Origin of the sequence: Streptomyces sp. NPDC029674 (assembly GCF_044903205.1) — a bacterium.
Lineage (GTDB): Bacteria > Actinomycetota > Actinomycetes > Streptomycetales > Streptomycetaceae > Streptomyces.
In genome coordinates this window covers 1-26,492 of the sequence record NZ_JBJDPY010000022.1, presented here as the reverse complement: position 1 = coordinate 26,492, position 26,492 = coordinate 1, and the positions used below count along the sequence as shown (strand labels likewise).

Genomic DNA, 26,492 nt, shown 5'->3' with positions numbered 1-26,492 from the left:
GTGTGAGCGTGAGCGGCTGGGTCACGCGCGGCGTGGCCGGCGGTGGCTCTGGCCGAGCAGTACGCTCGCCAGGACGAGTACCAGGCCGCCCAGCTGCCAGACGGTCAGGGTCTGCCCCAGGAGCAGCAGCCCGGCGAGCGTGGCGACGACCGGGTTGGTCAGGCCGAGGAACGAGACCGACGAGGCGGGCAGGCGTTCGATGCCGCGGAACCACAGGGCGTACGCGAGTGCCGTGCCGATGATGCCGAGGTAGGCGTACCCGGCGAGGTTGGCGCCGGTGAAGTGGTCCGGCAGGCCCTCGGCGGTGAGGGCGATCGGCGCCAGGACAAGCCCACCCGCGGTCAACTGCCAGCCGGTGAGGGCGAGCAGGGAGACGCCCTCGGGACGCCCCCACCGCTTGCTGAGCACCACGGCGAGAGCCATCAGCGTGGTCGCCGTCAGCATGGCGACGATGCCCGCGAGGTCGATAGCGGCGGTGCCGCGCAGGACGAGGAGTGCGACGCCCGCGACACCGACGAGCCCGGCGGCCAGCGTACGACCGGTCGGCCGCACCTTCAGCACACCGATCCCGAACCCGGCGACCAGCAGCGGCATGACGGCGCTGATCGTCGAGGCGACACCGCCGGGCAGCCGGTACGCGCCGAAGAAGAGGAGCGGGAAGAACGCTCCGAAGTTGAGGATGCCGAGCACGGCCGCCTTCCACCACCAGTCGCCGCTCGGCAGGCGCCGGGTGAGCGCGAGCAGGATGAGCCCGGCGGGCAGCGCGCGCAGGGCGGCGGCGAGCAAGGGGCGGTCCGGGGGCAGGAGTTCGGTGGTCGTTACGTAGGTGGTGCCCCAGGTGGCCGGGCCGATGGCGGCGAGTGCGGCGATGCCGGCGGCGGCCTTGGCGGAGGGAGGGGGGGCGTCGGCAGGCCCGGGCGCCGGGCTGCTGGTCGAACTCCGGACCGTGCGCTGCGTGGTGCTGCTGCGGTTGGTGGCCATGATGTCGCTTCCCCTCGTCGTTCCCCTCAACGCTGTTATTCTCAACGTTGAGATAAATATGGCGCCCAGCTCTGCGAACGTCAAGTATCTGAACGTTGAGAGACTTTCGGGGCGCCGGGCGGCCGACCGGGCGGGCGCATACGCAGGAGGAGCGGAGACATGACCGAAGGCAGGACGGACGACGTGGCTGAAGTCGCGACCGGAGCCGGAGCCGAGGACGCGACCGACCACGACGCCATAGACGAACTGCGTGCCCAATGGCGTCGCGAGCGCCCCGACCTGGACCTCGCGCACCTGGACGCGATGGCGCTGGTGGGCCGCATCAAGCGGGCCGACCACCTGCTGAGCAAGGGGATGAAGCGCGTCTTCACCGAGTACGGCCTGGAGTTCGCGGAGTTCGACGTCCTGGCCACCCTGCGCCGCGTCGGTGCCCCGCACGAACTGACCGCGGGCGGCCTCCTCAAGACCGCCATGGTGACCTCCGGCGCCATCACCAACCGCCTCGACAAACTCGAACGCAAGGGCCTGATCGAACGCCACCCGGACCCCAACGACCGCCGCGCCATCCGCGTCCGCCTCACCGAGACCGGCCGCGACCTGGTCGACCGCGCGGTGGTCGACCACGTCGCGAACGAGGAACGCATGCTCGCCGCCCTGCCCCCGGAGGACCGCACCGCCCTCGACGGAGCGCTGCGCCGGCTGCTGGTGTCGCTGGGGGATACGCATCTGGGCTGAGGGCGCTGCGCGTTGTCGTCGCGAGTGTGACCGCCGGTCGGAGCGCCACACCCCTCACCGCCCCACCCCACCCCCCGTGAGAGCAACGTTCCCCGGTGGTCACCGTGCGGCACAAGGCTGAAATGCGGTCTCCCTACCTTCGGGAGCGTCGGCCGGTGTGCGTGGACTACTTCTGGAGGCGTGTGATGTGGATCGAGCGGTGGGACCCGGAGGACGAGACGTTCTGGAAGGAGGAGGGAGGGGAGAGGGTCGCCCGGCGGAACCTGGCGTTCTCCGTGTTGTCGGAGCACATCGGGTTCTCCGTGTGGAGCCTGTGGTCCGTGATGGTGCTGTTCATGGGGCCGGAGTACGGGATCGACGCGGCCGGGAAGTTCTTTCTCGTGTCGATGGCGACCCTCGTGGGGGCCGTGGTCCGCGTGCCGTACACCTTTGCCGTCGCGCGCTTCGGTGGGCGTAACTGGACCGTCATCGCGGCCTCCCTGCTGCTCCTGCCGACCGTCGCCGCGTTCGTGGTCATGGAGCCGGGGACGTCGTACTCCACGTTCATGCTGTGTGCCCTGCTCACCGGCGTAGGCGGCGGCAACTTCGCGTCGAGCATGACCAACATCAACTCGTTCTTCCCGCTGCGGGAGAAGGGGTGGGCGCTCGGGCTCAACGCCGGGGGCGGCAACATCGGCGTGCCCGTCGTGCAGCTCGTGGGGCTCGCCGTCATCGGGGCGAGTGGCGGGCCGCGGGTGGTGCTCGGGATCTACATCCCGCTCATCGTCGTGTCCGCCGTCTGCGCCTTTCTGTTCATGGACAGCATTTCGTCCGTCCGTAATGACACGGGCGCGGTGAAGGCGGCCACGCGGGACGCGCACACGTGGATCATGTCGTTCCTGTACGTGGGGACGTTCGGGTCGTTCATCGGGTACGGGTTCGCCTTCGGGCTCGTCCTGCAGACGCAGTTCGGGCGTACGCCGCTCGAAGCCGCGCAGCTCACCTTCATCGGGCCGCTGCTCGGCTCGCTGATCCGGCCCGTCGGCGGGCGGCTCGCCGACCGGTTCGGCGGGGCGCGCATCACCCTGGGGAACTTCCTCGGGATGGGGGCGGCGACCGGTGTCGTCGTGGTCGCGTCCGTGCGGGAGTCGCTGCCGCTGTTCGTCGGCGCGTTCGTCGCGCTGTTCGTCCTCACCGGGCTCGGGAACGGGTCGACGTACAAGATGATCCCCGGGATCTTCCAGGCGAAGGCGGAGGCGAGCGGGCTCGTGGGGGAAGCCGCCGCAGCACAGGGGCGGCGGCTCTCCGGGGCCGCCATGGGGCTCATCGGGGCCGTCGGCGGGCTCGGCGGGCTCGGCATCAACCTCGCGCTGCGGCAGTCCTTCCAGACGGTGGGTTCCGGCACGGGCGCGTACGTCGCCTTCCTCCTCTTCTACGCGGTGTGCGCGGGCGTCACCTGGGCCGTATACCTTCGCCGGCCGGCCGCCCGTACGGCCCCCGCGGCCGACACCGAGGAGAAGTCCCGCCTCAGCTACGCCGAGGTGTGACGTAACACGGCGGACATCGGAGCGAACCGGGCCCGTCACGCGCCGTTGACAGGCTCGGTCCTCCGCCGTTCACGAGCCGCGAGCGAAACGAGGGCCACGAGCGGGACGAAAGTTACGAGCGGGACGAGAGTCACTAGCGGGACGAGACGAGACGATTTATGCACCACACCCCAACGAATCCCCCCGGCCCGAACCGGCCCGGCCCGAACGCGTCGGCCGCGCACGGGCCCCTCGCCGGGTTCACCGTCGGTGTCACCGCCGCCCGGCGCGCCGACGAGCTCGGCGCGCTGCTCAAGCGGCGCGGCGCCACCGTGCTGCACGCGCCCGCCCTGCGCATCGTGCCGCTCGCCGACGACAGCGAACTCCTCTCCGCCACCAAGAAGTTGATCGACCACGCGCCCGACGTCGTGGTCGCCACCACCGCCATCGGGTTCCGCGGCTGGATCGAGGCCGCGGACGGCTGGGGGTACGGGGAGGCGCTGATCCACTGTCTGCGCGGGGTCGAACTGCTCGCCCGCGGGCCGAAGGTGAAGGGGGCGGTGCGCGCCGCGGGGCTCACCGAGGAGTGGTCGCCGTCGTCCGAGTCCATGGCGGAGGTCCTCGACCGGCTGCTCGGCGAGGGTGTCGCCGGGCGGCGCGTCGCCCTCCAGATGCACGGGGAGCCGCTGCCCGGCTTCGTCGAGGCGTTGCGGGCCGGCGGCGCGGAGGTCGTCATGGTGCCCGTCTACCGGTGGCTGCCGCCGGAGGACCTCACCCCCGTGGACCGGCTGCTCGACGCGACCGTCGGGCGGGGCGTCGACGCGCTCACGTTCACCAGCGCGCCCGCCGCGGCGTCGCTGCTCGCCCGCGCCGAGGAGCGGGGCATGACCGCCGAGCTGCTCGGCGCCCTGCACCACGACGTGCTGTCCGCCTGCGTGGGGCCCGTCACCGCGCTGCCGCTGCAGTCCCTCGGCGTCGACACGGTGCAGCCGGAACGCTTCCGGCTCGGCCCTCTCGTCCAGCTCCTCTGCCAGGAACTCCCCGCCCGCGCACGGTCGTTGCACATCGCGGGTCACCGCGTGGAGATCCGCGGCCACGCCGTCCTGGTCGACGACGAGCTGCGCGCCGTACCGCCCGCCGGCATGGCCCTGCTGACCGCGCTCGCCCGCCGCCCCGGCTGGGTCGTGGCCCGCGCCGAGCTGCTGCGCGTGCTGCCGGGCGCGGGGCGCGACGAGCACGCGGTGGAGTCCGCGATGGCCCGCCTGCGCACGGCCCTCGGCGCGCCGAAGCTGATCCAGACGGTGGTCAAGCGGGGCTACCGGCTGGCGATCGACCCGGCGTCGGGGTCCAAGTACGTGGGATAGCCGCGCGCGGCCCCCGCCGCCGCTGGTGGGGGTTGTCGGGGACAACCTGGTACGCCGGGTTCCGGAGCCGCCCGGGGGAGTGCACTGTAGGGGTACGCAACGGCATTCACTCACCGGTGACCCCCACCAAGGCGGTGACAGGCGCATGGCGTTGGGCACGGCCCCGGCTCCGTACGAGCTGCGATTCGACTCCGGGCGCAGCTGCCTGGACCTCGTGGCGACGAACCACCCCGTGGAACGGCTCGACTCGGTGGAGCGGCTGCGCGCCTGGCTCGCGGGCACGGGCCTCGTACCGGCGGGGGTGCCCCTGCCCGGCGCGGGCCCGCAGTGGCTCGCCGCCTTCCATGAACTACGCCACCACATAGGGCAGTTGGTGCGCGGCGAGATCGACGGTCCCCCTTTCGCAGGCGCTGCCGCCGCCGTCGCCCTCGACCGCGTGAACGCGCTGGCCGCCGCCCCGCCCCCGGCACCGTGCGCGATCCGCGCCGCCGACGGCACGCTGGTCCGCGTCCTGCGCGGCGACCCCGGCTGCGCGGCGCTCGTCGCCGCGGTCGCCCGGGACACCGTCGACCTGCTCACCGACCCCGTCGCCCGCGCCCTCCTCCGTCAGTGCGAGGGCGACAACTGCTCGATCGTGTACCTCGACACGTCCCGCGGCCGCCGTCGCCGCTGGTGCTCCAGCGAGGTGTGCGGCAACCGCGAACGGGTGGCCCGGCACCGCCGGAGGGTGGCCGCGGTCGGCCGCGAGTGAAGGTCACTCAAACCTCCGGCCCGCCCCCGTTGAACACCCGCCACCCCGCATACGTACCTCCGTCGTGAGACCCGCCCGACCCGCCGAAAGGGCGGACACCGGAGGTACGCGTGCGCAAGGATTCCGCCGTGGCCGATGAGCGCCCGCAGCCGCACCGCCATCGACTCGGCCGGCCCCCGGGCCCGGACGAGGAGCTGATGCGCGCCCTCTACAGCGAGCACGCGGGGGCACTTCTCGCCTACGTGCTCAGGCTGGTGGCGGGGGACCGGCAGCGTGCCGAGGACGTCGTGCAGGAGACGCTCATCCGTGCCTGGAAGAACGCCGGTCAGCTCAACAGAGCGACCGGTTCGGTACGCCCCTGGCTGGTGACGGTCGCTCGGCGCATCGTCATCGACGGCCACCGCAGCCGGCAGGCCCGGCCGCAGGAGGTCGACCCGTCGCCGCTGGAGGTCATCCCCGCGGAGGACGAGATCGACAGGGCACTGTGGCTGATGACTCTCTCGGACGCGCTGGAGGATCTGACTCCCGCACACCGGGAGGTACTTGTCGAGACCTACTTCAAAGGGCGTACGGTCAACGAGGCGGCCGAGACGCTGGGCATACCGAGCGGGACGGTCCGTTCACGGGTGTTCTACGCGCTTCGCTCGATGAAGCTGGCGCTCGAGGAGCGGGGGGTGACGGCATGACCGAGTTCTACAGCCACCACGGCGCGCGGCGGGACGACGACGAGCTCCATGAGACCGTCGGCGCCTACGCCCTCGGGGTCCTGGACGACGCGGACGCCAGGCGGTTCGAGGAACACCTGGCCGGGTGCGGGTTCTGCCGGCGCCAGCTGGACGAGCTCTCCGGCATGGAGCCGATGCTGGCGGCGCTCGCGGACTTCCCCGGTCCGCGCGGGGCGCCCGCGATCGGCGAGCAGCTCGCCGCCCGGCCGAGCCCCCGCCTCGCCGAGCGGCTCCTCGCGGAGGTGACCGCCAAGCGGGAGCACGGGCGCAGGCGCGGCCTGTACCTGGTCGCGGCGGCCGTCGCGCTGATCGTCGGCGGGCCGCTCGTCGTCCTCGCGGTGGCCGGTGACGACGCCGGCTCGAAGGGCGTGGTGGCCGACCCGCACCCCTCCAGCCCCGCCGAGGACGCCTTCTTCCACCACATGGACGAGAAGGCGCGCGCCACCGACCCGGCGACCAAGGTCAGCGCCACGGTCGGCACGGAGAAGAAGCCCTGGGGCACGCACACCGTCCTGGAGCTGAAGAACGTCAAGGGACCGCTCAAGTGCTCCCTGGTCGCGGTCGGCAAGGACGGCGAGAAGGAGACCGTCAGCAGCTGGTCGGTGCCCGAGTGGGGATACGGCATCAAGGACAGCCCGAACAAATGGGCGCGCAACCCGCTGTACGTGCACGGCGGCGCGGCCATGGACCGCAACGACATCGATCACTTCGAGGTGACCACGTTCGACGGGAAGCGGCTGGTCAAGGTCGACGTGTAGCGCACGCCGGGCGCGAGACGAGTGCCGCGCGAGACGAGTGCACAGGGCGGGCCCCTTTCGCATAGGGTGGACGGCTGCTCAATACGGGCAGCAGCACGGTGTGAAAGGGGCCTCGGTGGCCGACGTACGCGACCGCGAGATCAGCGTCGAACAAGAACATCTCGACCAGGTCTACCGACGTCTCGAGGAGAAGATCCACGAGGCCGAGTTCCTGATGAACGACGCTGCCCAGCGCTCCCAGGTCGGTACGCCGGGCGCGCTCGCCGAGCGCGACGCGCAGGTCTTCCGGGCCGGCGTGCACCTCAACCGGCTCAACAACGAGTTCGAGGACTTCCTCTTCGGCCGTATCGACCTGCTCCAGGGCAAGGACGGCAAGAAGGGGCCCGACGGCGCGTACACGGCGGTCGAACCGGCTGAGGGTGCGGTGCGCGAGGACGCGGACGGCAAGTACGCCGACATCGCGGAGACCCTGCACATCGGCCGTATCGGCGTCCTGGACGCCGACTACTCCCCGCTGGTCATCGACTGGCGCGCGCCCGCCGCCGCGCCCTTCTACCGCTCGACGCCGGTCGATCCGGGCCGGGTGGTGCGCCGCCGCGTCATCCGCTCCAAGGGCCGCAAGGTCCTCGGCGTCGAGGACGACCTGATGCGCCCGGAGCTCACCGCCCGCCTCGACGGCGAGGACCTCCCGGTGATCGGCGACGGCGCCCTGATGGCCGCGCTCGGCCAGGCCCGCAGCCACTCGATGCGGGACATCGTGGCGTCGATCCAGGCCGAGCAGGACATGGTGATCCGCGCGCCCGCCGCGTCGGTGACGTACGTGGAGGGCGGCCCCGGCACCGGCAAGACCGCGGTGGCCCTGCACCGGGCCGCGTACCTCCTGTACCAGGACCGCCGCCGGTACGCGGGCGGCATCCTCATCGTCTCCCCGACCCCGCTCCTGGTCGCCTACACGGAAGGCGTGCTGCCGTCCCTCGGCGAGGAGGGGCAGGTCGCGATCCGCGCGGTCGGCTCCCTGGTGGACGGCGTGGAGGCGACCGAGTACGACAGCCCGGCGGTGGCCAGGGTCAAGGGCTCCTCGCGCATGCTGAAGGTGCTGCGGAAGGCGGCGCGCGGGGCGCTGGAGACTCCCGCCGCCCCGGCCCCACAGGACGAGCAGCTGTCCTTCGGCGACGACGACCCGGAACCGCAGACCACCGGCGCCCCCACCCGCCTCCGCGTCGTCGCCTTCGGCCGCCGCCTCGAACTGGACGCCGGCCAGCTGAACCGCATCCGCCGCAACGCGCTCGGCGGCACCGCCCCCGTCAACCTGCTGCGCCCGCGCGCCCGCAAGCTCCTCCTCGACGCCCTGTGGTCCCAGTCGGGAGCCGCGGGACGGCACACGGACCCGGAGCTCGCCGCCGAGCTGCGCTCCTCCTTCGACGACGACATCACGTCCGAGGACGACTTCATCCACTTCCTCGACGCCTGGTGGCCGGAGCTCACCCCGCGCGGCGTGCTCGCCGCGATGGGCGACGAGAGGCGCCTGGGCCGCTGGGCGCGCCGGATCCTGAACCCCGGCGAGGTCCGCAAGGTCGCCCGCTCGCTGCGGCGCGACGCCCTGTCCGTGCACGACGTGGCGATGCTCGACGAGCTCCAGGCGATCCTCGGCACCCCGCACCGCCCCAAGAAGAAGCGTGAACTCGACCCCCTCGACCTGCTGACCGGCCTCGAGGAGCTGATGCCGCAGCGCGAGGAGTCCCAGCGCGAGCGCGCCGAGCGCCTCGCGGCGGAGCGCACCGAGTACGCGCACGTCATCGTCGACGAGGCGCAGGACCTGACGCCCATGCAGTGGCGCATGGTCGGCCGCCGCGGCCGGCACGCCACCTGGACCGTCGTCGGCGACCCGGCCCAGTCCTCCTGGTCCGACCCGGACGAGGCGGGCGAGGCGCGCGACGAGGCGCTCGGCACCCGCCCGCGCCGCCGCTTCACCCTCACCGTCAACTACCGCAACCCCGCCGAGATCGCCGACCTGGCCGCCCGGGTCCTCGCGCTCGCGATGCCGGGGGCCGAGTCCCCCTCGGCGGTCCGCTCGACCGGTGTGGAGCCCCGCTTCGCCGTCGTACGGGGGAAGGACCTGGCCTCGTCCGTGCGTGAGGAGGCGGCGCGGCTCCTGGAGCGGGTGGACGGCACGGTCGGTGTCGTCGTGGCGATGAACCGGCGCGAGCAGGCGGCGCGCTGGCTCGCGGGGCTCGGCGACCGGGTGGTGGCGCTGGGCAGCCTGGAGGCCAAGGGCCTCGAGTACGACGCGACGCTGGTCGTCTCGCCCGCGGAGATCGCGGACGAGTCCCCGGCGGGCCTGCGCGTCCTGTACGTGGCGCTGACGCGCGCGACGCAGCAGCTCACGGTCCTGTCGGGGGAGCGCGACGAGCCGGACGGGGCCGGCGTCCCGGACCTGCTCAGAGATTGACCCTGCTCGGAGTCGGAGATTGACCCCAGCGGCTTCTCGGGGCGGGAATTGCCTTCCGGGATTCGTTTGTTACCTTGGATGTGGCACCGGCTCGATCCAAGCCCCCGGGCCCAACCATCGTCGCTACGAGCGACCACTTGCCGCGAGGCGAGCATGGCGGGTCGGTGTCATGAACGTAGGAGAGAGGCCCACGTCACCCAGTGACGTGGGCCTCTTTCCGTTCCGGTCCCTCTTTCCGTTCCGGGCAACTTCTCGTATGGTGGAAACAAGTTTCCGAAACTGCAGCGCACTGGCCGATGAACAAAACGTTCTCAATCCGGGGCGGCTACCACGTACTCGGCGGTAGGTGCGACCATCGGACGGCAAGAGCTACAAGGTGAAAGCAGAGGAAGTCCGCCATGGCAACGGCGCCCAGCGTCTCCTACTCGATGACGGTCCGACTGGAGGTGCCCGCCAGCGGAACAGCGGTCTCCCAGCTCACCACGGCCGTGGAGTCCTCCGGGGGTTCGGTCACCGGCCTCGACGTCACGGCCTCCGGCCACGAGATGCTGCGGATCGACGTGACGATCGCGGCGTCCTCCACCACGCACGCCGACGAGATCGTCGAGCAGCTGCGCACCATCGAGGGCGTCACCCTCGGCAAGGTCTCCGACCGTACGTTCCTGATGCACCTCGGCGGCAAGATCGAGATGGCGTCCAAGCACCCCATCCGCAACCGTGACGACCTCTCCATGATCTACACCCCGGGCGTGGCCCGCGTGTGCATGGCGATCGCCGAGAACCCCGAGGACGCCCGCCGCCTCACCATCAAGCGCAACTCCGTTGCGGTCGTAACGGACGGCTCGGCAGTCCTGGGTCTCGGCAACATCGGCCCGAAGGCCGCGCTGCCCGTCATGGAGGGCAAGGCGGCCCTCTTCAAGCGCTTCGCCGGCATCGACGCCTGGCCGCTCTGCCTGGACACCCAGGACACCGACGCCATCGTCGAGATCGTCAAGGCCATCGCCCCCGGCTTCGCGGGCATCAACCTGGAGGACATCTCCGCGCCGCGCTGCTTCGAGATCGAGGCCCGGCTGCGCGAGGCCCTCGACATCCCGGTCTTCCACGACGACCAGCACGGCACCGCCATCGTCGTCCTCGCCGCCCTCACCAACGCCCTGCGCGTGGTGGGCAAGGGCATCGGCGACGTGCGCGTGGTCATGTCGGGCGCCGGCGCGGCCGGCACGGCCATCCTCAAGCTGCTGCTCGCCGCCGGTGTGAAGAACGCCGTCGTGGCCGACATCCACGGCGTCGTGCACGCCGACCGCGAGGACCTGGTCTCCCACGACGCCGACTCGCCGCTGCGCTGGATCGCCGACAACACCAACCCCGAGGGCCTCACCGGCACCCTCAAGGAGGCCGTCGTCGGCGCCGACGTTTTCATCGGCGTCTCGGCTCCGAACGTGCTGAACGGCGACGACGTGGCCGCTATGGCCGACGGCGCCATCGTGTTCGCGCTCGCGAACCCGGACCCCGAGGTCGACCCGGCAATCGCCCGGCAGACGGCGGAAGTTGTGGCCACGGGACGCTCGGACTTCCCGAACCAGATCAACAACGTGCTGGTCTTTCCCGGCGTCTTCCGCGGCCTGCTCGACGCCCAGTCGCGCACGGTCAACACGGAGATGATGCTGGCCGCCGCGGGCGCCCTCGCGGACGTCGTCGCCGAGGACGAGCTGAACCGGAACTACATCATCCCCAGCGTCTTCAACGACAAGGTCGCAGGTGCGGTGGCCGGTGCCGTGCGCACCGCCGCGAAGGCCGCGGGGGCCGCTGTGACAGGCGCCACGGCCTAGGCACCCGGCGCGTCGCGGAACCCGGGCCCCGCGGGCCCCCTCTAGGGTGGCTTGGCAGCCAGCCCTCTCCTGCCCCCGTATTTCCGGGGGTGGCGGACGCTTTTCGTGTGACCCCCAAGGGCGCCGGATTGGCTTTCCCGCCGCAGGTGGGGGCAGGATGCGTAATCGGGCGCGAGGGTCTGGACGTCAGACCCGGGTCCGGGGACTGTCCGAGGACCCTGGCAGCATCGTCTTCGCTGTGCCCATCATGCGGCCCTGCCGCGTGGCACGCCTCAACGGCAAAAGAACACGGGAGTACAAACATGAACCGCAGTGAGCTGGTGGCCGCGCTGGCCGACCGCGCAGAGGTGACCCGCAAGGACGCCGACGCCGTGCTGGCCGCGTTCGCCGAGACCGTCGGCGAGATCGTTGCCAAGGGCGACGAGAAGGTCACCATCCCCGGCTTCCTGACCTTCGAGCGCACCCACCGTGCCGCTCGCACCGCCCGCAACCCGCAGACCGGTGAGCCGATCAACATCCCGGCCGGTTACAGCGTCAAGGTTTCGGCTGGTTCCAAGCTGAAGGAAGCGGCGAAGGGCAAGTAGCCCGGAGCAGCTGAAGGGGGCGGCCACCCGGTTCGGGTGGCCGCCCCCTTCGCGTGCCGTCAAAAGATGGCCTCAAACGCCGGCCGGGCTGCTACTACAGCGCCGCCTTGTTCGGCAGTTCGACCTTCGCGCCCAGCTCCTGGAGCTTCTCCATGAAGTTCTCGTAGCCGCGGTTGATCAGGTCGATGCCGTGGACGCGGGACGTGCCCTGCGCCGCGAGGGCCGCGATCAGGTACGAGAAGCCGCCGCGCAGGTCAGGGATGACCAGATCGGCGCCCTGCAGCTTCGTGGGGCCGCTGACGACCGCCGAGTGCAGGAAGTTCCGCTGGCCGAAGCGGCAGTCGGAGCCGCCCAGGCACTCGCGGTAGAGCTGGATGTGCGCGCCCATCTGGTTGAGCGCCGAGGTGAAGCCGAGCCGGGACTCGTAGACCGTCTCGTGGACGATGGAGAGGCCCGAGGCCTGCGTCAGCGCCACGACGAGCGGCTGCTGCCAGTCGGTCTGGAAACCGGGGTGGACGTCCGTCTCCAGGGCGATCGCGTCGAGCGAGCCGCCCGGGTGCCAGAAGCGGATGCCCTCGTCGTCGATCTCGAAGGCACCGCCCACCTTCCGGTAGGTGTTCAGGAACGTCATCATCGAGCGCTGCTGGGCGCCGCGGACGTAGATGTTGCCTTCGGTCGCCAGCGCGGCGGACGCCCAGGAGGCGGCCTCCAGGCGGTCCGAGAGGGCGTGGTGGTTGTAGCCGCCGAGGCTGTCGACACCGGTGACCCGTATGGTCCTGTCGGTGTCCATGGCGATGATCGCGCCCATTTTCTGCAGGACGCAGATCAGGTCCTCGATCTCCGGCTCCACCGCGGCGTTCGAGAGCTCGGTCACGCCCTCCGCGAGCACGGCGGTGAGCAGGACCTGCTCGGTGGCGCCCACGGACGGGTAGGGCAGGCGGATCTTGGTGCCGCGCAGGCGCTGCGGGGCCTCCAGGTACTGGCCGCCCTCGCGCTTCTCGATGGTGGCGCCGAACTGGCGGAGCACCTCGAAGTGGAAGTCGATGGGCCGGCCGCCGATGTCGCAGCCGCCGAGGCCGGGGATGAAGGCGTGCCCGAGGCGGTGCAGGAGCGGGCCGCAGAACAGGATCGGAATGCGCGACGAGCCCGCGTGGGCGTCGATGTCCGCGACATTCGCGCTCTCCACGTGCGACGGGTCCATGATGAGCTCGCCCGGCTCCTCGCCGGGGCGGACCGTCACGCCGTGCAGCTGCAGCAGGCCGCGCACGACGCGTACGTCGCGGATGTCGGGGACATTGCGCAGCCGGCTCGGAGCGCTGCCGAGCAGCGCGGCGACCATGGCCTTGGGCACGAGGTTCTTCGCGCCGCGGACACGGATCTCGCCCTCCAGCGGGGTTCCGCCGTGGACAAGCAGTACATCGTCGGTGACGGTCATGAATCTCGCGTTCCGATTGGATGGACGGGGGGACCAAAGGGCAAGGGTAATGGCCGCGTACCCCCCTTCCGTAAGGCCAAGGGCGTGCAAAACAGGTCATGAGTTCGTGACAACACGAACCGTACGTAACCGGACACTCCTGGTCACCGTCCCGCGCGGGTGCCCCACCGGCCGCTTCTGGCTCTGAGCTGGGTGCACTCCGGTATGCGCATTGGCTCCCCGCGCCGGGCGAATATGCGGGATCATGTGGACCATGACCGAGGTGTCCTCGCTCACAGGGCGGCTGCTCGTGGCCACACCGGCCCTGGCGGACCCGAACTTCGACCGCGCGGTGGTGCTCCTCCTCGACCACGACGAGGAGGGCTCGCTCGGCGTGGTCCTGAACCGCCCCACCCCGGTGGACGTCGCCGACATCCTCGAAGGCTGGGGAGAGCTCGCCGGCGCGCCCGGCGTCGTGTTCCAGGGCGGACCCGTCTCGCTGGACTCGGCGCTCGGCGTCGCGGTGATCCCCGGCGACGAGACGGCGTCCCCGGGCTCCCGGGCCGGCAGACGGGACCCGGTCGGCTTCCGGCGCGTGCACGGCGCGATCGGGCTCGTCGACCTGGAGGCCCCGCCGGAGCTCCTCGCCGCGGCCCTCGGCTCGCTGCGGATCTTCGCCGGTTACTCGGGCTGGGGCCCGGGCCAGCTGGAGACGGAACTGGCCGAGGGCGCCTGGTACGTGGTCGAGTCCGAGCCCGGCGACGTGTCGTCGCCGGACCCGGAGCGGCTGTGGCGCGCGGTGCTGCGGCGCCAGCGCAGCGAGCTCGCGATGGTGGCGACCTATCCGGACGACGCGTCGCTGAACTGACCGGTGCGCCGACCGGTCTGCTGGTCGGCGCGTTCTCCGGCGTGGCGCAGGTACCGCTCGGCCAACGGGTGCGCGTCCCTCGCCGGGACCGCCAGGCGCACGGCGACGGGCGGGGCGTTCTTCAGGCGTACGTGGCGCAGGGCCGGGTGGGAGTACCTGCGGGCCACCGGCTCGGGCGCCACGCCCACCCCGTGGCCCGCCGCGACCGCCTCCAGCCACTCGTCGAAGTTGTCGGCGGTGCACGCGAGGCGCGGGCGGCGGGACGAGGGCCACAGGTCGGGGCTGGTCGTGCCGGTGACGGTGTTCACGACCAGCGGCAGCTCCGCGAGCTCCGCCCAGTCCACGACGCGGCGGCCCGCGAGCTCCGCGGCGCCGCGCGCGACGACGGCGACGCGGGGCTCGTGCAGCAGCAGGCGGGTGCGGACCGGCGCGCCGGGCGGTACGTCGCCCCGTACGACCGCGACGTCGCACGCGCCCGACATGAGCCCGGCCAGCGCCTCGTCGCGCCGCACAAGCCGCACCCCCGCGCCCGTCGCCGCCCTGAAGGCGTGCACGAGCTCGGCGCAGGCCTCGGGCAGCAGCGAGGTGAAGCCGAGCCGCAGCACCGGGGGCTCGCTGCCCGCGGCGCCCAGCGCGGTGTCGATCCGGGACAGCAGCGGCGCCAGCTCGTCGCGCAGCCGGCGGCCGGCCTCGGTGAGTTCGACGCGCCGTGTGGTCCGCTCCAGGAGGCGCGTGCCGAGGGCGTCCTCCAGCGCCCGCACGGTCCGCGTCAGCGCGGGCTGGCCGACGCGCAGGACGGCGGCGGCGTGCGTGAAGCTCAGCTCGTCGGCGACGGCGAGGAACCCCCGCAGGTGGCGCAGCTCGACCCCGTCCGTTACTCGGTTCATGCCGCCCGAGCATAAATGGGCGCCGCGGGCATTTCTCTCCGGATGCGGAGGCTCCCTACGTTTCCCTCCCTGAACCGCTGAACCGCTGAACCGCGAAGAAGAGGGAGTGGGAGCCGTGCGCAAGGTGTGGCTGTTGATGTTGGGGGCCTTCACGCTGGGGCTCGACGCCTATGTGATGGCGGGGCTGCTGCCGGTGGTCGCCGACGACCTCGGGACGACCGTCTCGCTCGCCGGGCAGATGGTCACCGTCTTCACCCTCGCGTACGCGGTGAGCGCGCCGCTCGTCGCCGGGCTGCTGTCCGGGGTGCGGCCGCGCCTGCTGATCGTCGCCGCGCTGGCCGTCTTCACGCTCGGCAACGCGCTCACCGCGCTCGCCCCCGGCCTCGCCGTGCTGCTCGCCGCTCGCGCGGTGGCCGGTGCCGGCGCCGGGGTCTACTCGGCGCTGTCCACCGCGGCCGCCGCCTCGCTGGCGGGGCCGGAGCGGCGCGGGCGGGCGCTGGCGCTGGTGATGGGCGGGATGAGTTCGGGCACGGTGCTCGGGGTGCCGCTGGGGGTGCTGCTCGCCGGCCACACGTCGTGGCGGGCCACGATGTGGCTGGTGACGGGCCTCGGCGCGGTCGCCCTGCTGGGCCTCGCGGTGGGGCTGCCGGAGGTGCCCGCCGAACCGCCGGTGCCGGTGCGGGCGCGGCTCGGGGCGCTCGCCGACCGCAAGGTGCTGCCGATCGTGGGCGTCTCCTTCCTGGGCGCGGTGGCGAGCCTCGGCCTCTACACGTATCTCGCGCCGGTGCTTGCCTCGTCGGGCGGCGTGGGGGAGGGGGAGGTGGCGCCGTATCTGTGGGCGTGGGGGATCGGTGGGGTGCTCGGCAGCGTGGTCGCGGGGCCGCTGGTGGATCGGGCGGGGCGAGTGGTCGCCCTGGTGACGGGGATCGTCTCGACCCTGACCGTCGCGATCGCCGTCCTGCCGCTGCTGGGGGCCGCCGCGTATCCGGCGCTCGTCGTGTGGGGTGCGGCGGGCTGGGCCTTCCAGGTCCCGCAGCAGCACCGGCTCCTCGCGTTGCGCGCGGAGCGGGGGACGGTTGCTCTTGCCCTCAACAACTCCGCCCTGTACCTGGGCAGCGCGGTCGGCTCCGGCGTCGCCGGGCTCGCCCTCGCGGCGGGGCTCGCGCCGCGTGCGCTGCCGTGGGCGGCGGCGGGGGTGGCCCTGGCGGGGCTCGTCCTCCATGTGTCCGCTGCCCGGGGCTCCGTCTACCTGCGGGCCGGTGGGGGCTGGTCGCGCAGTTCCCCGCGCCCCTGAAGTGGTCCGGGGTGCGGCCTCGCGTCCGGCCTGGTCAGCCGTGGCTGGCCTGGCGGGTGGGGGCAGCGGTCTTACTTAGGGGCGCGGGGAACTGCGCGACCAGCCACAGCCGGCCCGCACGATACGACGCGACCAGCCACAGCCGGCCCGCACGATACGACGCGACCAGTCACAGCCGGCCCGCAGGGCACAACGGGGCCGGCCCAGCGCGCCCGCACAATACGAACGGTCACCCGGAAGGCACGGCCGCTGCCGGGACGGCGCGCGCGTGAGTACCCTTGGCCCTTATGAGCACTCTTGAGCCCGAGCCCGAGCGCGGGGCAGGTACGGGGACCCTCGTAGAGCCGACGCCGCAGGTGTCGCACGGTGACGGCGACCACGAGCGCTATGCGCACTACGTCCAGAAGGACAAGATCATGGCGAGCGCGCTCGACGGCACCCCCGTCGTCGCGCTCTGCGGCAAGGTGTGGGTCCCCGGCCGCGATCCGAAGAAGTACCCCGTCTGTCCCATGTGCAAGGAGATCTACGAGTCCATGGGCGCCGGCGGCGACAAGGACAAGGGCGGCAAGGACGGTAAGGGCGGCAAGAAGTAGCGCCGAAGCGGCGCCCCTTTCGTTCCGTTGTGAGACCTCTTCGCCCGAGGGGCGTTGCGCCTGCCGCAACGCCCCTTTTGCGTTGTGCAATCGCGTGACAGCCTTGTGCGCCATGACCTTTGGGCAACTCATCCCGGCGCCCGCACGCGCCGAGGCCACGCAGAGCTCTTCCTTCGTCATCGACGCGTCCACCACCGTCTGGGCCGGCCCCGGCACCGGGTCCACCGAGCGGTGGCTGCGCGCCGCGCTCGGCCCCGCGCTCGGCCTGCCGCTCCGCGACGGCGCCGAGGGCGCGGCCAACTCCCTCTCCCTGTACGTCGACGACTCCCTGGAGCCGGAGGCGTACAGGCTCACCGTCGACAGCGACCGCGTCGAGATCCGCGGCGGCGCGGGAGCCGGCGTCTTCTGGGGCGCCCAGACGCTGCGCCAGCTCCTCGGCCCGGACGCCTTCCGCCGCGCGAGCGTGCGGCCGCCCGGCACCGAGTACCCCGTCCCGGCGGGCGTCGTAGAGGACGCCCCCCGCTTCGGCTGGCGCGGCATGATGCTCGACGTGTCACGGCACTTCATGCCGAAGGACGGCGTCCTGCGCTACCTCGACCTGCTCGCCGCCCACAAGCTCAACGTCTTCCACTTCCACCTCACCGACGACCAGGGCTGGCGGGTGGAGATCAAGCGCCACCCGAAGCTGACGGAGGCCGGTTCGTGGCGGGCCCGCTCCAAGTGGGGCCACCGCGCCTCGCCGCTCTGGGAGGAGCGCCCGCACGGCGGCCACTACACGCAGGACGACATCCGCGAGATCGTCGCGTACGCGGACTCCCTGCACATCGCCGTCGTCCCGGAGATCGACATCCCGGGCCACTCGCAGGCCGCCATCAGCGCGTACCCGCACCTGGGCAACACGGACGTCGTCGACACCGAGGCGCTCGCCGTCTGGGACACCTGGGGCGTCAGCAAGAACGTCCTCGCCCCGACCGAGGACGTACTCCGTTTTTACGAAGGGGTTTTCGAGGAGATCCTCGACCTCTTCCCGTCGACCTTCATCCACGTGGGCGGCGACGAGTGCCCCAGGGACCAGTGGAAGGCCTCGGCCACCGCGCAGGCCCGTATCAAGGAGCTGGGGGTGGACGGCGAGGACGGGCTCCAGAGCTGGTTCATCCGGCACTTCGACGCCTGGCTCACGGCCCGCGGGCGGCGCCTCATCGGCTGGGACGAGATCCTGGAGGGCGGCCTCGCCGAGGGCGCCACCGTCTCCTCCTGGCGCGGCTACCGGGGCGGCATCGCCGCGGCCAAATCCGGCCACGACGTCATCATGTGCCCCGAGCAGCACGTGTACTTGGACCACCGGCAGGACGGCGGCCCCGACGAGCCGATGCCCATCGGCTTCATCCGCACCCTCGAGGACGTCTACCGCTTCGAGCCCGTCCCCGCCGAACTCACCGAGGAGGAGGCAGCCCGCGTCCTCGGCACCCAGGCCAACGTCTGGACCGAGGTGATGGAGAACCAGGCGCGCGTCGACTACCAGGTGTTCCCGCGCCTCGCGGCCTTCAGCGAGGTGGCGTGGCGCGAGCTGCCCGCACCCGCCGACCGGGACTTCGCCGACTTCGAGCGGCGAATGACCGAGCACTACGCCCGACTTGACGCCCTCGGCGTCGACTACCGCCCGCCGGGCGGCCCGTTGCCGCACCAGCAGCGACCCGCCCCCGAAGGGCTGAAGAACAGCGATCTCGGACGTCCGATCGATGGGCCGCCCCCGAACGTGTGAGACCGCTTCAGGGCGCCCGCTCCCGGCGGTCCGTGCGCGCGGCACGGCCCGCCGGGAACGCTGGGAACACGACGGCCGGAAGCCGTGCGAAAACGGCATATCCCCCTGGTCTGGGGACGAATGCCTCCTAGCGGACCCCCGCGTCGGGGCCCGGGGAAGATGTGCCAGAGTTGCCACGTCCGGGTTGTGAGCACGTACCGTACGGCGGAACAGGCGTAACGGTGACACGTCGCGAAACGGCGAGCACTTCACATGCGCGATGGATGTACGTGGAGCAGGCGGCCGGACATCGGGAAGGGGCAGCCGGTTTTGAGCACGCACGCACCGCAGGCGGCACGGACACCGCAATCGGTGAAGCTGCCCGCCACGCTGGACGAGGCCGTGGCGGCGCTCGCCGCCATGCCCGCCGCCGTGCCCGTCGCCGGCGGCACGGACCTCATGGCCTCGGTCAACTCGGGACAATTGCGGCCCGCCGCCCTCGTCGGCCTCGGCCGCATCAGCGAGATCCGCGGCTGGCAGTACCAGGACGGCCACGCCCTGCTCGGCGCCGGTCTCACGCACGCGCGCATGGGCCGCCCCGACTTCGCCGCGCTGATCCCCGCCCTGGCCGCCGCCGCGCGCGCCGCGGGACCGCCCCAGATCCGCAACGCGGGCACCCTCGGCGGCAACATCGCCTCGGCCGCGCCGACCGGCGACGCGCTGCCCGTCCTCGCCGCCCTCGAAGCCGTCCTGATCATCGCGGGACCCGGCGGTGTCCGCCGCGAGATCCCCGTCTCGCACCTCCTCGCCGGCATGGAGATGCTCCGCCCCGGCGAGCTCATCGGCTTCGTGCGCGTGCCGCTCCTGCACGCCCCCCAGGTCTTCCTCAAGGCGACCGGACGCACCGGCCCCGGCCGGGCCACGGCGTCCGTCGCGCTGGTCCTCGACCCGGCGCGGCGCGGCGTGCGGTGCGCGGTCGGCGCCATCGCGCCGATGCCGCTGCGGCCGCTGGAGGCCGAGGAGTGGGTGGCCGCGCTGATCGACTGGGACGGCGAGCGCGGCAGCCTCGTACCCGAGGCGGTCACCGCCTTCGGGGAGTACGTCGCCTCCGCCTGCATTCCGGACCACCCCCCGGCGGCCGACGGCACCGAACAGCCGCTGGCGCCCGCCGTACTGCACCTGCGGCGCACCGTCGCCGCGCTGGCCCGACGAGCACTGGGGAGGGCGCTGTCGTGAGCGACGACCAGAACACCCACAACGGCGGCGGCTGGCAGCCGCACCCGCAGGGCGAGTACGACTCCGACGCCACGGCGTTCGTGCAACTCCCCGAGGGCATGCTGGACGCCCCGCTCGCCGCCCCGGGCCACGGTTACGTACCGCCGCAGATAACGGTCACCCCCACCACCGCCGACGCCACCGACCCCGCCGCCACGGGCGCCTGGGTCATGCCGCCCGAGGTGACGGGCGCGGCCGGCGGCGGGGGCGCGGTGCGGTGGCCCGAGGCCGGGACGGTCCAGGAGCACCCGGGGGCACACCCGGAGGTGCACCCTGAGGCGCACCCGTACGACCCGCGCGCGACCGGCCAGTGGAGCTTCGGCGAGGCGCCGGAGGCCGCGGGGCAGCAGCAGACCTACGGGCAGCAGCAGGCCTACGGCCAGGGGTACGAGCAGGGGCACGACCAGGGGCACGATCGGGGGTACGGCCACCAGTACGGGCAGGCGGCCGCCGCGCCCCCCGCTTCCTCCGATGTCACCGGGCAGTGGTCCATCCCCGTCGCCGACGGTGATCTGCCGGACGAGTCCGGCGAGTACACGGCCTCGTCCCTGACGGCACAGTGGGGCGGCACGCCGCCCGCGACCCTGCCCGGCGGCGCGCCCGCGCCGTGGGCGACGGGGGCGGGGGCCGGCGCGCCCTGGGGCACGCAGCCGCAGGAGGCCGTGCATGCCCCTGCCGAGCACGTTCCTGCAGAGCACCGTGAAGAGACGCCGCAGGAGCCCCAGGAGAGCCGTTTCGAGCAGACGACTCTGCTGCGGGCGATCAGCGTGCCGCCCGCCGGGCAGTCCGGCGCGGAGGCGGCCGAAGCGGCCGAAGCGGCCGAGGCAGCGGCGGAAGCCGTCGAAGCCGCCAGGGAAGCGGTCGAGGCGGCGGAGATCGCGGACATCCTGGAGTCGTCGGAGCCGACGGACGAGTTCGAGGCGGCCGCCGAGCACGTCGGCGTGCACGAGGGGACCCCCGAGGCAGCTCGGGGTTTCATCCCTGAAGCCGCGCCCGAGTTCACCCCCGAGGCGGCCCTGGAGTTCACCTCCGAAGTCGCCCCGGAGACCCACCTCGAAGCGGTGCCGGAGACCGCCCCCGAGACTGTCACCGAGGCCGCCCCCGAAGCCGCGCTCCAGGAGCACGCCGAAGCCGCCGCCGCGGAGCCCGCGGCCGATGACGTAACCGGTGAGGCGATCACGACCGGCGAGACCGACGCGACCGCTGAGGCGGACGAGCCCGGTGGCAGTGACACGGACGAAGCGGCACAGGCGGCCCCGGACACCCCGGACACCCCGGACACCCCGGACACCTCGGACTCCCCGGACACCCCCGACGCCCCGGTCGATCCCGACGCACCGGAGTCGGAGGCAGCCGACGCGCCCGACGCGCCCGACGCCCCCGTCATCGCCCCCAACCCCCTCCACGACGACCACCCCCTCGTCTCCTACGTCCTCAGCGTGAACGGCACCGACCGGCCCGTCACCGACGCCTGGATCGGCGAGTCGCTGCTCTACGTCCTGCGGGAGCGGCTCGGCCTCGCCGGGGCCAAGGACGGCTGCTCGCAGGGCGAGTGCGGTGCCTGCAACGTGCAGGTGGACGGGCGTCTCGTCGCGTCCTGCCTGGTGCCGGCCGCGACCACCGCGGGCAGCGAGGTCCGTACCGTCGAGGGCCTGGCCGCCGGCGGGCAGCCCTCCGACGTGCAGCGGGCGCTCGCCGCGTGCGGAGCCGTGCAGTGCGGCTTCTGCGTGCCGGGCATGGCCATGACCGTGCACGACCTCCTCGAGGGCAACCCCGCCCCCAGCGACCTGGAGGCCCGCCGCGCGCTCTGCGGCAACCTCTGCCGGTGCTCGGGCTACCGCGGGGTGCTCGACGCCGTACGCGAGGTGGTGGCCGAACGCGAGGCGACGTCCGCGGCCGCGGCGGAGTCCTCGACGCAGGACGAGCACCAGCACCAGAACGAGCACCAGCACCAGCACCAGCACGAGCAGTTGGACACGGCCCGCATCCCGCACCAGGCGGGCCCGGGTGCCGGCGGCGTCCACCCGACCGCGTACGACGAACCGCACCAGGGCGGCCCCCACGGCCAGGACGGAGGCCACGCGTGAGCACCGAAGTCGGCATCGCGACCACGCCTGCCGCCGACGCGTCGGGGGCCGGGCAGCCGACGCACGGCATCGGCGCGTCGCTGCCGTCCGCGGAGTCCCGGGTGAAGACGGAGGGGACCTTCCCCTACGCCGCCGACCTGTGGGCCGAGGGCCTGCTGTGGGCGGCGGTCCTGCGCTCCCCGCACGCGCACGCCCGTATCGTCTCCATCGACACCAGCCACGCCCTCGAGATGCCGGGCGTCCGCGCGGTCGTCACGCACGAGGACGTGCCGGGCGAGCCGTTGCACGGCCGCCGGACCGCGGACCGCCCGGTCTTCGCCTCCGATGTCGTACGCCACCACGGCGAGCCCATCGCCGCCGTGGCCGCCGACCACCCCGACACCGCGCGAATGGCCGCCGCCGCCGTCATCGTCGAGTACGAGGTGCTCGAACCGGTCACCGACCCGGAGAAGGCCTTCGAGGCCGAGCCGCTGCACCCCGACGGCAACCTGATCCGGCACATCCCGCTGCGGCACGGCGACCCGGAGGCGGCGGGCGAGCTCGTCGTCGAGGGGTTGTACCGCATCGGCCGCCAGGACCCGGCGCCGATCGGCGCGGAGGCGGGTCTCGCGGTGCCGCGCCCCGACGGGGGAGTGGAGCTGTACGTCGCGTCCACCGACCCGCACGCCGACCGCGACCGCGCCGCCGCCTGCTACGGCCTCACCCCGGAGCACGTGAAGGTGGTCGTCACCGGTGTGCCGGGCGCGACCGCCGACCGCGAGGACGCCGGTTTCCAACTCCCCCTCGGGCTGCTCGCGTTGCGGACCGGCTGTCCGGTCAAGCTCACCGTGACGCGCGAGGAGTCCTTCCTCAGCCACGCCCACCGCCACCCCACGCTCCTGCGCTACCGCCACCACGCGGACGCCGAGGGCCGCCTGGTCAAGGTGGAGGCGCAGATCCTGCTCGACGCGGGCGCGTACGCGGACACGTCGTCGGAGGCGCTGGCCGCCGCGGTCTCCTTCGCCTGCGGCCCCTACGTCGTACCGAACGCTTTCATCGAGGGCTGGGCGGTCCGCACGAACAACCCGCCCTCCGGCCACGTCCGCGGCGAGGGCGCGCTCCAGGTGTGCGCCGCGTACGAGGCGCAGATGGACAAGATCGCCAAGAAGCTGGGCATCGACCCGGCCGAGCTGCGGCTGCGCAACGCCATGGCGACCGGCGACATCCTGCCCACCGGCCAGACCGTGACGTGCCCCGCCCCGGTGGCCGAACTCCTCGCCGCCGTAAGGGACTTCCCACTCCCCGAGCTGCCCAAGGACACCCCCGAGGACGAGTGGCTGCTGCCCGGCGGCCCCGAGGGCGCGGGCGAACCGTCCGCCATCCGCCGGGGCGTCGGCTACGGCCTCGGCATGGTCCAGCTCCTCGGCGCCGAGGGCACGGACGAGGTCTCCACGGCCACCGTGAAGGTCCACGACGGCATGGCGACGGTGATCTGCGCGGCCGTCGAGACCGGCCAGGGCTTCACCATGCTGGCCCGCCAGATCGTCCAGGAGACGCTCGGCATCGAGGACGTGCGGGTCGCCCCCGTCGACACGGACCAGCCGCCGGCGGGCCCGAGCTGCCGCGGCCGCCACACGTGGGTGTCGGGCGGCGCGGTGGAACGCGCGGCGAAGATGGTCCGCACCCAGCTCCTCCAGCCGCTCGCCCACAAGTTCGGCATGTCCACCGAGCTGCTCCAGATCACCGACGGCAAGATCACCTCGTACGACGGCGTGCTCTCCACGACCGTCACCGAGGCCCTGGAGGGCAAGGAGCTCTGGGCCACCGCCCAGTGCCGCCCGCACCCGACCGAGCCGCTGGACGAGGCCGGGCAGGGCGACGCCTTCGTGGGCATGGCATTCTGCGCGATCCGCGCGGTGGTGGACGTCGACATCGAGATCGGTTCGGTCCGCGTCGTCGAGCTGGCCGTCGCCCAGGACGTGGGCCGCATCCTCAACCCCGCCCAGCTGAAGGCCCGTATCGAGGCGGGCGTCACCCAGGGCGTGGGCGCGGCGCTCACGGAGAACCTCCGCACCCCGCGCGGCATCGTCCGCCACCCCGACCTCACGGGTTACGCCCTGCCGACCGCCCTCGACGCACCCGACATCCGCATCGTGAAGCTGGTCGAGGAGCGGGACGTCGTGGCCCCCTTCGGCGCGAAGGCGGCCAGCGCGGTCCCGGTCGTGACGTCCCCCGCGGCCATCGCCTCCGCGGTCCGCGCGGCGACGGGCCGCCCGGTCAACCGCCTCCCGATCCGCCCGCAGGCCGCGGTGGCGACATGACGCTGCCCGAGGGCGCCGTCGTCGTCCTCACCGGCATCATGGCGTCCGGCAAGTCGACGGTCGCGCAGGCGCTGGCCGAGCGCCTGCCGAAGGCCGCGCACGTCCGGGGTGACGTCTTCCGCCGCATGATCGTCTCGGGCGGGGTGCCGTACGAGGGCGAGGCCGGGAGCGAAAGTGAGGCCCAACTCCACCTGCGCTACCGCCTGTCGGCATCGACGGCCGACACATACGCCGCCGCGGGCTTCACCGCCGTCGTCCAGGACGTCATCCTGGGCGAGGAGCTGAAGGCGTACGTGGAACTCCTGCGCACCCGCCCCGTGTACGTCGTCGTCCTCGCCCCGCGCCCCGACGCGGTCGCCGCCCGCGAGGCCGCCCGCGGCAAGACGGGCTACGGCGCGTGGACGGTCGAGGGCCTCGACGCGATCCTGCGCGAGCGGACGCCGCGCGTCGGACTCTGGCTGGACAGCACGGAGTCGACGGTCGAGGAGACCGTCGACGGGATTCTGGCGGGGCTGGACGAAGCCCGGGTGAAGTGAATCCATCCCGGGCTTCGTGGTGTGCGTTCGTGCGCTACTTGCCGAGGTAGGCGTCGTAGAGGGACACCGACGACTTGTTGCCGTCCTTGTCCGTGATCCTGGCGCGGAGCGAGATGCCCTTGTCCTTCGCCGGGTTCCGCACGGAGACCTCGCCGTCCCGGACGGTGACCTTCTTCCAGGTCCCGCCGCCGTCGTACGAGACGTACACCGCAAGGGACTTGAGGTTGCCGGCGCCCGCCGCCGCGCCCTGCACGGTGACCGGAACGGACTGGGTGGCGCCCGCCGGTGCGCGGCTCGCCAGGTCGAGCTCCGGCGCGAACCGTGCCGTGGAGGCGGGGAGTTCGGTGCGGCCCGCCGTGTTCTTCGAGCGGAACGTCCAGGACGCCTCGACGCGTGACGAGGCCGTGGCCACCTTCGGGTCACGCCGCACCGACGCCGTCAGCCGGTATTCGGCGTCGCCCGCCGGAACCTCGAACGTCTCACCGCCGGACACCGGGTCGTCGTTCTCGGCGATCTTCGTGCCGTCGCGGTAGAGCGCCGACTTCGCGGCGGAGTACGCGCTCCAGCCCGGGTGGCCCTCGCCGTCGGCGACGACGGGGATGCGGCCGCCCAGCCGGTTGCCCTTGCGGAAGATGCCGATGTCGGCGGCGTTCAGGGCGGGTCCGAAGACGCCGACATTGAAGGTCTTCGTGTACGTGCGGCCCGCCTTGAAGGTCCGCGGGTCCATCTCGTAGTAGCCCTCCAGGACCGGCTCGCCCTCCTCGTCCCTGTCGCCGTACTGATCGAAGTCGATGCCCCACTTCGTGGCGCCGAGCGCCGTCACGTGAGCCGTCATGGTGCGCGGCAGTTTCCGGGGAGTGAAGATGTGCGAGATGCCGCCCGCCTCGGGACGGTAACCGGCGACGGAGAGGGAGCCCGACCGCCCCGGGGCCGAGGCGCCCGTGCGGAGCTTGACGGTGGCGAAGTCCGCGCGCTTCAGGTGCTTGGTGCAGCCCGTGGACAGCTTCTTGACCGTGCCGCCGACGAGCATGTCGTAGCGGGCGCCCGCACCCTTCGTCCAGGTGCCGAGCCACTGCTCACCGAAGCCTTCGGGCACCTGCGGGCCGAGGTGGGCGGTGCGCAGGCCCTTGAACGAGGTGTTGGTGGGAGTGGATTCGTAACCCTTGTACATGTACCGAGGTCCGCCCGTCACCAGCTTGGCGTCACGGTCCGGGACCGTGATATCGACGGGCTTCGCCTTGCGCGCGTCGAGGGTCACGGTCATGTTCCTGTCGACGGTCAGCCGGGGCTGGACGAGCCAGTCGGTGCCCTTGTCGGCGTCGCCCGGGTCGACGTGGACCGACCAGTCCAGCAGGTAAGTTCCCTTGGCCACCCGGACCTTGGTGGTAGTGCCCTGCGGGAAGAGGTTGAGGCCCTTGTCCTTGCCGGTGAGGGCCGACATCGTCGAGTCGTGGTGCGGGGTGGGCCTGCCGTCGCGGCCGATCGTCTTCAGCGTGACGTCGTACCGCTCGATCTCACGGTCGACCGCGGCGGCGGTGCGGACGGACTGGCCGCCGCCCTTGGCCTCGATGTACGCGGAGTACGCGCCGTCGACCGTGCCGCCCAGCTTGGTGTCGGCGGTCATGTCGACGGAGGCGGTGCCGCCCGCGGGGACGGTGACCTTCTTCGCGCCGAGGGTGAAGAACCCGGCCGGGGCGGGGCGGCCCTTGGGGTCGGTGGCGGTCACCGTGAGGTCCAGGGTGACGTCGTCCTTGCCGAGGTTCTTGTACGTCACCTTCTTGGTGACCGGCTTGTCGTCGGTGTGCGGCCACTGCTG

The 26,492-nt window shown here is 72.5% G+C and carries 20 protein-coding genes and 1 pseudogene; 17 read left to right on the top strand and 4 right to left on the bottom strand.

Annotation, left to right across the window (positions count from 1 at the left end):
• Window positions 1-21: 21 nt before the first annotated feature.
• A complete protein-coding gene (locus ACI2L3_RS35250) occupies window positions 22-981 on the bottom strand; it encodes an EamA family transporter (RefSeq protein ID WP_404756506.1) in 960 nt (319 codons plus the stop codon).
• A 159-nt stretch (window positions 982-1,140) separates the two neighbouring features.
• Here ACI2L3_RS35250 and ACI2L3_RS35245 point away from each other — a divergent pair, with 159 nt between their 5' ends.
• The 9 genes from ACI2L3_RS35245 to ACI2L3_RS35205 all read left to right on the top strand — a co-directional run bounded on the left by ACI2L3_RS35245 (window position 1,141) and on the right by ACI2L3_RS35205 (window position 11,681).
• Entirely contained in the window at window positions 1,141-1,716 is a 576-nt protein-coding gene (locus ACI2L3_RS35245) for a MarR family winged helix-turn-helix transcriptional regulator (RefSeq protein ID WP_404756505.1), read from the top strand.
• A 185-nt stretch (window positions 1,717-1,901) separates the two neighbouring features.
• Complete coding sequence (locus ACI2L3_RS35240; RefSeq protein WP_404756504.1) at window positions 1,902-3,242, top strand: MFS transporter; 1,341 nt, start codon at window positions 1,902-1,904, stop codon at window positions 3,240-3,242.
• A 158-nt stretch (window positions 3,243-3,400) separates the two neighbouring features.
• Window positions 3,401-4,585 carry a uroporphyrinogen-III synthase gene (locus ACI2L3_RS35235; RefSeq protein WP_404756503.1) on the top strand — a complete coding sequence of 395 codons (1,185 nt, stop codon included), beginning with the start codon at window positions 3,401-3,403 and terminating at the stop codon, window positions 4,583-4,585.
• A gap of 145 nt (window positions 4,586-4,730) precedes the next feature.
• Window positions 4,731-5,336 carry a CGNR zinc finger domain-containing protein gene (locus tag ACI2L3_RS35230; RefSeq protein WP_404756502.1) on the top strand — a complete coding sequence of 202 codons (606 nt, stop codon included), beginning with the start codon at window positions 4,731-4,733 and terminating at the stop codon, window positions 5,334-5,336.
• 110 nt (window positions 5,337-5,446) lie between these two features.
• A complete protein-coding gene (locus tag ACI2L3_RS35225) occupies window positions 5,447-6,022 on the top strand; it encodes a sigma-70 family RNA polymerase sigma factor (protein ID WP_365366543.1) in 576 nt (191 codons plus the stop codon).
• Entirely contained in the window at window positions 6,019-6,819 is an 801-nt protein-coding gene (locus tag ACI2L3_RS35220) for a zf-HC2 domain-containing protein (RefSeq protein WP_404756501.1), read from the top strand. The genes ACI2L3_RS35225 and ACI2L3_RS35220 overlap by 4 nt, the downstream gene beginning before the upstream one ends.
• Window positions 6,820-6,934: 115 nt before the next feature.
• The gene (locus tag ACI2L3_RS35215) at window positions 6,935-9,268 is read left to right on the top strand and encodes a HelD family protein (RefSeq protein ID WP_404756500.1); all 2,334 of its coding nucleotides are present in this window, start codon (window positions 6,935-6,937) and stop codon (window positions 9,266-9,268) included.
• Between the two features lie 398 nt (window positions 9,269-9,666).
• Window positions 9,667-11,097: an NAD-dependent malic enzyme gene (locus tag ACI2L3_RS35210; RefSeq protein ID WP_404756499.1), complete on the top strand. Its 1,431-nt coding sequence runs from the start codon at window positions 9,667-9,669 to the stop codon at window positions 11,095-11,097.
• A 302-nt stretch (window positions 11,098-11,399) separates the two neighbouring features.
• Window positions 11,400-11,681, top strand: coding sequence for an HU family DNA-binding protein (locus ACI2L3_RS35205; protein ID WP_016645140.1), 282 nt, complete (start codon window positions 11,400-11,402; stop codon window positions 11,679-11,681).
• A gap of 94 nt (window positions 11,682-11,775) precedes the next feature.
• Here ACI2L3_RS35205 and murA read toward each other — a convergent pair whose 3' ends face one another.
• Window positions 11,776-13,116, bottom strand: coding sequence for a UDP-N-acetylglucosamine 1-carboxyvinyltransferase (murA, locus tag ACI2L3_RS35200; RefSeq protein ID WP_404756498.1), 1,341 nt, complete (start codon window positions 13,114-13,116; stop codon window positions 11,776-11,778).
• A 253-nt stretch (window positions 13,117-13,369) separates the two neighbouring features.
• Here murA and ACI2L3_RS35195 point away from each other — a divergent pair, with 253 nt between their 5' ends.
• Complete coding sequence (locus tag ACI2L3_RS35195; RefSeq protein WP_404756497.1) at window positions 13,370-13,963, top strand: YqgE/AlgH family protein; 594 nt, start codon at window positions 13,370-13,372, stop codon at window positions 13,961-13,963.
• Here ACI2L3_RS35195 and ACI2L3_RS35190 read toward each other — a convergent pair.
• A complete protein-coding gene (locus ACI2L3_RS35190; protein WP_404756496.1) occupies window positions 13,936-14,850 on the bottom strand; it encodes a LysR family transcriptional regulator in 915 nt (304 codons plus the stop codon). The two genes, ACI2L3_RS35195 and ACI2L3_RS35190, sit on opposite strands and share 28 nt — an antisense overlap.
• A 115-nt stretch (window positions 14,851-14,965) precedes the next feature.
• On the opposite strand from ACI2L3_RS35190, the gene ACI2L3_RS35185 reads away from it, so the two are divergent.
• The 7 genes from ACI2L3_RS35185 (at window position 14,966) to ACI2L3_RS35155 (ending at window position 24,676) form a co-directional block, all read left to right on the top strand.
• Window positions 14,966-16,144 carry an MFS transporter gene (locus ACI2L3_RS35185; protein ID WP_404756495.1) on the top strand — a complete coding sequence of 393 codons (1,179 nt, stop codon included), beginning with the start codon at window positions 14,966-14,968 and terminating at the stop codon, window positions 16,142-16,144.
• Between the two features lie 287 nt (window positions 16,145-16,431).
• Complete coding sequence (locus ACI2L3_RS35180; RefSeq protein WP_055550135.1) at window positions 16,432-16,737, top strand: DUF3039 domain-containing protein; 306 nt, start codon at window positions 16,432-16,434, stop codon at window positions 16,735-16,737.
• Window positions 16,738-16,849: 112 nt separating this feature from the next.
• The gene (locus tag ACI2L3_RS35175) at window positions 16,850-18,499 is read left to right on the top strand and encodes a beta-N-acetylhexosaminidase (RefSeq protein WP_404756494.1); all 1,650 of its coding nucleotides are present in this window, start codon (window positions 16,850-16,852) and stop codon (window positions 18,497-18,499) included.
• A 309-nt stretch (window positions 18,500-18,808) separates the two neighbouring features.
• A complete protein-coding gene (locus ACI2L3_RS35170) occupies window positions 18,809-19,714 on the top strand; it encodes an FAD binding domain-containing protein (RefSeq protein ID WP_404756493.1) in 906 nt (301 codons plus the stop codon).
• Window positions 19,711-21,840 carry a 2Fe-2S iron-sulfur cluster-binding protein gene (locus tag ACI2L3_RS35165; RefSeq protein ID WP_404756492.1) on the top strand — a complete coding sequence of 710 codons (2,130 nt, stop codon included), beginning with the start codon at window positions 19,711-19,713 and terminating at the stop codon, window positions 21,838-21,840. Before ACI2L3_RS35170 ends, ACI2L3_RS35165 begins: the two co-directional genes overlap by 4 nt.
• Window positions 21,837-24,140 (top strand): xanthine dehydrogenase family protein molybdopterin-binding subunit, encoded by a 2,304-nt coding sequence (locus ACI2L3_RS35160; protein ID WP_404756491.1) that lies wholly within the window; start codon window positions 21,837-21,839, stop codon window positions 24,138-24,140. The genes ACI2L3_RS35165 and ACI2L3_RS35160 overlap by 4 nt, the downstream gene beginning before the upstream one ends.
• Entirely contained in the window at window positions 24,137-24,676 is a 540-nt protein-coding gene (locus ACI2L3_RS35155) for an AAA family ATPase (protein WP_404756490.1), read from the top strand. Before ACI2L3_RS35160 ends, ACI2L3_RS35155 begins: the two co-directional genes overlap by 4 nt.
• A 34-nt stretch (window positions 24,677-24,710) precedes the next feature.
• Here the strand turns inward: ACI2L3_RS35155 and ACI2L3_RS35150 are convergent.
• Window positions 24,711-26,492, bottom strand: a pseudogene (locus ACI2L3_RS35150) (peptidase S8); the annotation flags it as partial.

Excerpts from the sequence above, each read along its gene's own strand:
- ACI2L3_RS35250 (WP_404756506.1), bottom strand. The coding sequence starts at position 981 with ATGGCCACCAACCGCAGCAGCACCACGCAGCGCACGGTCCGGAGTTCG.
- ACI2L3_RS35245 (WP_404756505.1), top strand. The coding sequence starts at position 1,141 with ATGACCGAAGGCAGGACGGACGACGTGGCTGAAGTCGCGACCGGAGCC.
- ACI2L3_RS35240 (WP_404756504.1), top strand. The coding sequence starts at position 1,902 with ATGTGGATCGAGCGGTGGGACCCGGAGGACGAGACGTTCTGGAAGGAG.
- ACI2L3_RS35235 (WP_404756503.1), top strand. The coding sequence starts at position 3,401 with ATGCACCACACCCCAACGAATCCCCCCGGCCCGAACCGGCCCGGCCCG.
- ACI2L3_RS35230 (WP_404756502.1), top strand. The coding sequence starts at position 4,731 with ATGGCGTTGGGCACGGCCCCGGCTCCGTACGAGCTGCGATTCGACTCC.
- ACI2L3_RS35220 (WP_404756501.1), top strand. The coding sequence starts at position 6,019 with ATGACCGAGTTCTACAGCCACCACGGCGCGCGGCGGGACGACGACGAG.
- ACI2L3_RS35210 (WP_404756499.1), top strand. The coding sequence starts at position 9,667 with ATGGCAACGGCGCCCAGCGTCTCCTACTCGATGACGGTCCGACTGGAG.
- ACI2L3_RS35205 (WP_016645140.1), top strand. The coding sequence starts at position 11,400 with ATGAACCGCAGTGAGCTGGTGGCCGCGCTGGCCGACCGCGCAGAGGTG.
- murA (WP_404756498.1), bottom strand. The coding sequence starts at position 13,116 with ATGACCGTCACCGACGATGTACTGCTTGTCCACGGCGGAACCCCGCTG.
- ACI2L3_RS35195 (WP_404756497.1), top strand. The coding sequence starts at position 13,370 with ATGACCGAGGTGTCCTCGCTCACAGGGCGGCTGCTCGTGGCCACACCG.
- ACI2L3_RS35190 (WP_404756496.1), bottom strand. The coding sequence starts at position 14,850 with ATGAACCGAGTAACGGACGGGGTCGAGCTGCGCCACCTGCGGGGGTTC.
- ACI2L3_RS35180 (WP_055550135.1), top strand. The coding sequence starts at position 16,432 with ATGAGCACTCTTGAGCCCGAGCCCGAGCGCGGGGCAGGTACGGGGACC.
- ACI2L3_RS35175 (WP_404756494.1), top strand. The coding sequence starts at position 16,850 with ATGACCTTTGGGCAACTCATCCCGGCGCCCGCACGCGCCGAGGCCACG.
- ACI2L3_RS35155 (WP_404756490.1), top strand. The coding sequence starts at position 24,137 with ATGACGCTGCCCGAGGGCGCCGTCGTCGTCCTCACCGGCATCATGGCG.